The sequence below is a fragment of the Pseudoalteromonas denitrificans DSM 6059 genome (assembly GCF_900112265.1).
GTDB lineage: Bacteria > Pseudomonadota > Gammaproteobacteria > Enterobacterales > Alteromonadaceae > Pseudoalteromonas > Pseudoalteromonas denitrificans.
The window spans coordinates 1-2,054 of the sequence record NZ_FOLO01000109.1 but is presented as its reverse complement, the minus strand read 5'-3'; the positions used below and the strand labels follow the sequence as shown (position 1 = coordinate 2,054).

The following is a 2,054-nucleotide window of genomic DNA, read 5'->3' as shown; positions in this document are numbered from 1 at the left end:
TGGGTGATTAGCTCAGTTGGGAGAGCATCGCCCTTACAAGGCGAGGGTCACTGGTTCAAGTCCAGTATCACCCACCACATAAGAATTATGACCTAAATATTCCTGCTAACGCCACTATACTTCAATAGAATACCGGTAATTTAAAAAATCTGATAAAAGCCAACATTCAATCCTCTTGCATATAAAATAAATTTAAACTTAATTAGTAAATCAAATTAAACAAACATCACCATATTTTTATACTAAAAAATAATCACTTAAATTAAAATGTATCATTTACACTTGTCAGCTACAGATCTGTTTAATATATTGATAGATACGCACTTTAAGTTTTATATTTTAATGATACAAAGAAAATTTAACAAAACAAAAGTTTTGATCATAGATGATCAACCTTTAGCACAAAGTTATATGAAGCAATCTCTTGAAAGCATTGGCTTTAGAGATCTCATTTGTGCTGAGCGTGCCCAAACAGCCCTACGTTTATGCCAAAATAATAAATTTGATCTTATTTTATGTTCTTTCAATTTAGGCAAAGACAAGGATGGTTACCATTTATATGAAGAACTTAAAAATAAAAAACTCGTTAAGCGTACAACAGGTTTTATTTTTATTAGTGCTGAAACAAGTTCAGCGTTAGTACACAGCGTTATTGAATTACAGCCTGATGATTTTTTAGCAAAACCTTTTTCTCAAAAAGAACTCAGTATTCGAATAGAAAAATTACTTAATCGAAAAACAACTTTAGCGCAGATTTATGATTTTATTGATGTCGAAAATTACTCAAAAGCATTAAAAACAATTCAAGCAAAACTTGCTGCAGCAAAAATATCTCATTACACCCCTATTCTTTTACGGTTAAAAGGAGAGCTACTTTTAAAGTTAAGTCGATTTGCAGAAGCTAAAGAATTTTTTAAATCTGTATTAAACATACAAAAATTCACATGGGCTAAAATTGGTTTAGTAGAATCCCTAATAGCTAATAGCGAATTCAAACTAGCCCATAGCCTTTTAGGTTCTATGCTTGAACGCGCTGAAACCCGTTTAGTTGCATATGATTTATTAAGCAAGCTTGAACTACAACTCAAAAATTACGATAACGCCCAAGACTATTTAGTGGGTGCAACACAAATGGCTCCTCGTAATATAAACAGACAACATAGCTTAGTTAATATCGCCCGGCTAAATCATGACTATGAACATAACTATGCCGCAAATCGTAATATTTTAAAGTTTGCTAAAAATTCGATACACGATAATCCAAATATTTATTTAAATGTTGCCCGTGCGGGAGTTGATTACGCATTAACAACTGACCATGCTGAACTTGTTACACGATTAACGAGGCAATCAAGTGAATGTTTAAATGAACTAAAAATGCAATTTCCTGATGCAGATACTCAAGAACAATTAGATATTTTACATGCTCGTATTCATTACTTGAAAGATGAAAGAGAAAAGGCATTAGCTCTGATCAGTCAGTTAGATAGTTTTGATGATCAAATTCGCTCTATTGATGATGCGTTAGATAAAGCAAAAGCATTACATGAGCTAGGCTTTCACTATAAAGCAAGTATACTTTTTGAAAAAATAAATGCGCATTGCCTTAAGTACAAGCTTGACGATTCAACTCTGATTGCTTATGTATCTCAAGAACGCCAAGAAAGAGATGAAATAAAACATGGTCCTAGAGAACTTAACAATAACGCAGTTGAACAATATCAAAAAGGTCAATTTCCTAAAGCTATAGAAACATTTTCACAAGCATTTCGTGTTATGCCTAAAAACGCCAGCATTGCGCTCAACTTATTACAAAGCATGATAAATGCGGCCCCAGGAGGAGAAAGCTTAAATTCAGCGTTAATTGAAAAGTGTAAAAAAGCAATCGAAGCAGAAAAACTAGATACCGAACAACAGCAAAGGTTTGATAAATTAAAAGAGCAATTGTCCTCGACTTATAAGCTTTAATTTACTTTTTAAATAACCACCTACAATGTTCTCATTCATAACAGCACTCACTTCAGTAGCTTCCCAGTCTTTTTTCCCTGTTTCTA

Annotated in this window: 1 protein-coding gene and 1 tRNA gene; both read left to right on the top strand. The window is 32.9% G+C overall.

The window, feature by feature from the left end; genetic code table 11:
• Position 1: 1 nt before the first annotated feature.
• Positions 2–77: transfer RNA gene (locus tag BM088_RS26740), tRNA-Val, on the top strand.
• A 265-nt stretch (positions 78–342) separates the two neighbouring features.
• The gene (locus BM088_RS26735) at positions 343–1,968 is read left to right on the top strand and encodes a response regulator (protein ID WP_091991970.1); all 1,626 of its coding nucleotides are present in this window, start codon (positions 343–345) and stop codon (positions 1,966–1,968) included.
• The last annotated feature ends 86 nt before the right edge of the window (positions 1,969–2,054 follow it).

Coding starts and splice junctions, on each gene's coding strand:
- BM088_RS26735 (WP_091991970.1), top strand. CDS start 343: ATGATACAAAGAAAATTTAACAAAACAAAAGTTTTGATCATAGATGAT.